Source organism: Moorena sp. SIO2C4 (genome assembly GCF_010672485.1).
Lineage (GTDB): Bacteria > Cyanobacteriota > Cyanobacteriia > Cyanobacteriales > Coleofasciculaceae > Moorena > Moorena producens.
On the sequence record NZ_JAAHGN010000787.1, the window covers coordinates 1 to 3,639 of the forward strand.

The following is a 3,639-nucleotide window of genomic DNA, read 5'->3' on the forward strand; positions in this document are numbered from 1 at the left end:
AAATCGTTCAACAGTTTTGGCAATCACAGCATTCAAAAATCTGTAAAGGGTCCTTACAGTCCGGGCAACCCAAGTTTGCTGGGACCTCAAGGGTTTAAATCGCCCGGCCCTCTTCCCGATAAATTCCCCTTCCCACACAAAAATGCATAGGAAAGTCCGTTTGCCGTAAGCCTTACCCACCTCACTGGCAGTGGTATCGGACAGCTTAGTAGCAAAACTAGCAACATAGCCCAGTAACAATAACTGCTGGTAAGGAGCATCCACCAGTAGGGTACCCAAGGCACAAATCGCTCCAGTCAGTGCTGAACCCCAAACATTCTCTGGTCCCCTAGCACCGGAACGCTTTTCCGCAATTCCTGCCGCTTCCTTTTGCGCCATACCAATGCGGGTGACACCAGACCCTACCAAAAAGTAAAATCCGACTACTGTGTAACCTGGCCAGCTCAGAGTACCCCAAATCAGTACGCCTAATATCCAAGCGTGGACAATCCCAGCAGGGGTGAGTAATTTTTTGGGGGCTATCCATACCATGGCAAGGAAAACTGTGTTCACTGCAACAGCAACTAGCCAAGGATTTAAAGAAAGACTATCATCAAGCATAGCAAAATAGTTATATTGGTAATTAGTAATTGGTTAATTGGTAATTAGTAATTGATAATTGGTAAGTGGTAATTGATAATTGGTAATTGTAATTGCTTCCGAGCCATTACCCCAGCACTCATACCCTATTACCCATTCCCCATTATCCAAAAAACCAATAACAAAGCACACTACTGAAGCAACCGGATCCCAGATTAGGTCAGATTCTTGAATAAAGTTGAATTTCTTTAAAACCTTGGCCAAAAGGCCACGCTACGCGAACAACCTACCCTACAAGAGATCCCTGGGCAAGAACAACCTTCAACCCTTTTGCCTTCAACCGTCAAAACCTTCAACCTTCAACCGTCAAAACCTTCAACCTTCAACCGTCAAAACCTTCAACCTTCAACCGTCAACCTTCAACCTTTAAAACCTTCAACCGTTTTCCCCTCAAACCAAAACTTATGAAACCAGTCCTATTTCATCTCGCATTTCCCGTTACCGACATTGAGCAAACTAAAGTCTACTACGGTGATGGACTTGGCTGCGAAATCGGTAGAGAATCTCGCCATGCGGTGATTCTGAATTTATACGGTCATCAACTCGTGGCTCACCTAACCAAAGAAACCCTGACACCTCAGCGGGGTATTTATCCTCGACATTTCGGGTTAGTTTTTACATCCCTGGCTGATTGGGAAGCCTTACTTTACCGTACTAAACAAAAACAATTATCTTTCTACGAGCAACCCAAGACCCGCTTTCCCGGTCAACTTACAGAGCATCGCACTTTCTTCCTCCAAGATCCATTTTATAACTTAATGGAGTTTAAGTTCTACTGTCATAGTTCAGCAATTTTTGGTGGACGTGAGTTGGCAGAAATTGGCGATCGCGTTTAAGCCAAATCCTTTTCAGCAATTCTCAAACGAGAAACACACCCAAGAAGGGTTGATGAACACAAAGGTTGATAAAACTAGAAAAACCCCTTACTGAGTAAGGGGTTTTTTCAGCTAAGCTGATTGGAACTACTGATACCAAGTCCCTATAGCTTCCACGGTCGCTGTTTTGGGGGGCTAGTTCTGATCGTCAATCAGCTCAGGTTATAACCGTGTGCAGTATAGCTTAGATAAGGTTGGGGTTGAAGCCAGCCTCGGGTGGCTGGTCGATGACCATTGCATCCCTCAATTCAGACCCATTCAAGTGCCAAAAAGCAATAGTATTATTGTTGTTCCAGACAATATCATACTTGCCGTCATTATCTACGTCTGCAATACCCTGAATGCTCCATCCAGTTGAGCTTAGTATTCCTAAGGGCTCACCATCCCGTGTGAGGATGTCACCTTTGACTAGTTTCTTATTAGACATCTGCCATGTGGCAATCTGTCCACTCTCCGAGTGGTACCACAGAATCTGGTCTTGGCCATCGCCGCTGAAGTCCGCCACAGCTTCGATTTGCCATCCAGTTGATGATGGTGCTAGTACCGGCTCATCGTCTCGTGTTACCACGGCAGCATCGACTAGTTCGTTGCCATTTATCTCCCATATGCCAACCTGTCCACTATCCTGGTTGTACCACAGAATCTGATCTCGATCCCCACCACTGAAGTTACCAGCACCGTGGATTTCCCATCCACTGTCTTCGGCTATCAGTAAAGCCTGACCATCCCGTTCAATGCTCCCCTTATTCACCAGCTGGTCACCATCTATTTCCCAGATTGCAACCTCTCCAGTATCTCGGTTGTAGGCGAGAATATCATGTTTGAGGTCACCGTTAAAGTCAGCAAACTCGGTGATTTCCCATTCCATGGGGTCTACCTCACCAGACTCAATAATCACCTCCTTGATCTCGTCACCTTGCCCTTGCCAGTATTTAATGGCTCCGGTTACTTTGTTAAGCCAGAATACATCATCCGTTTCACCGTCGCCATCAAAGTCTCCAGTACCTTGGATTTCCAAATTGAGATCTTTTTCCGCAGGAAGGCTAACTGTATTTACCTGGTGAGTATCATCTATCTTCCACAGCTTATTCTCTCCTGTCAGTGAATTACGCCAGACAAACCTGGTACTATTGTCAGGAACTGACGATGTGTCATCAGCAATGGTAATCTGAGCAAACCTTTTGCCAACTAAGTTATAATCTTCGCTGGTATTTAAGACCAGGTTAACAGTTTCATCACCTTCGTCGATTCGGGAGTCGATTTCTGGAGTGATTTTCAGCTCGACGGAAGACTCACCAGCGGCAATAGTGACTGACCCATTGAGGGTTTCACTGTAGTCATCTGCGGTAGCAGTGCTACCAAAAGTCATGTAACTGACAGTAAGGTCTTCACTAGTGTCTCCGGAACGAGTGATGGTGATGCTGCCTGGGTCTTGGTCTTTTTCCGCTGCCTCAAGGTCACTAGCAGTGATCGTGACAATCGGGATGTCATTATCAAAAATATTGGCAGTGACTAACCCAACATTGCCCAGGGGATAGTTCACACTGTCCTCGGATTTGGTAATCTCGTGGCTGATGGTACTTTCGTGATCCCCTTCAACCTCTTGATCATCCAGCCCTCGCACTGTGATAGTTTGGAGTTTTGCCTCATTGAAGGTAAGCACTTGCTCTGAAGCAAAGGTAGTTCCATCTAAACTGATTTCAGTTTGATCATCAGCTTTGATAGTAACTTCTACTTCTCCAAGGGGCTGTTTAGTTAACGCAACAGTGTAGATACCAGTACCACCCTCAAATAGTATTGGGTTTTCACTGATGATAATCTCTGGGGTTGTGGTAACAGTCTCATTATCAGTAATGGTAATCTCGGTGGATGGGATATTGAGAGTTGATGGATATTTGACCTCATCCCCGGTGTTGATAATGGCGTAGCTGATGGTGCTGGTGTGCTCACCTTCGACAACGGTGTCATCCACCGCCATTACCTTAATGGTTTTGGCAGCAGTATCGACTAGGCTGACCACCACTTCGTTGTCGAAGCTCTCTCCATCAACACTGATTTCACTGTTGTCATCGGCAGTAATGGTGATTTCTACTGCCCCAGATGGAACAGTGTCAAGAGCAATAGA

The 3,639-nt window shown here is 45.6% G+C and carries 4 protein-coding genes; 2 read left to right on the forward strand and 2 right to left on the reverse strand.

What is annotated here, in order from left to right:
• On the reverse strand, positions 1 to 600 hold a 600-nt coding region (locus F6K20_RS29035), incomplete at its 3' end, for a DUF92 domain-containing protein (protein WP_287296992.1).
• Positions 601 to 835: 235 nt separating this feature from the next.
• Between F6K20_RS29035 and F6K20_RS29040 the strand changes: the two genes are divergently transcribed.
• Together F6K20_RS29040 and F6K20_RS29045 are read left to right on the forward strand one after the other, a co-directional pair.
• Positions 836 to 1,009: a hypothetical protein gene (locus F6K20_RS29040; RefSeq protein ID WP_154659852.1), complete on the forward strand. Its 174-nt coding sequence runs from the start codon at positions 836 to 838 to the stop codon at positions 1,007 to 1,009.
• 34 nt (positions 1,010 to 1,043) lie between these two features.
• On the forward strand, positions 1,044 to 1,475 hold the full coding sequence (locus tag F6K20_RS29045) for a VOC family protein (protein ID WP_008186652.1): 432 nt from the start codon (positions 1,044 to 1,046) through the stop codon (positions 1,473 to 1,475).
• Positions 1,476 to 1,698: 223 nt separating this feature from the next.
• Here the strand turns inward: F6K20_RS29045 and F6K20_RS29050 are convergent.
• The coding region (locus F6K20_RS29050) for a Calx-beta domain-containing protein (protein ID WP_287296994.1) at positions 1,699 to 3,639 on the reverse strand (1,941 nt) is incomplete at its 5' end.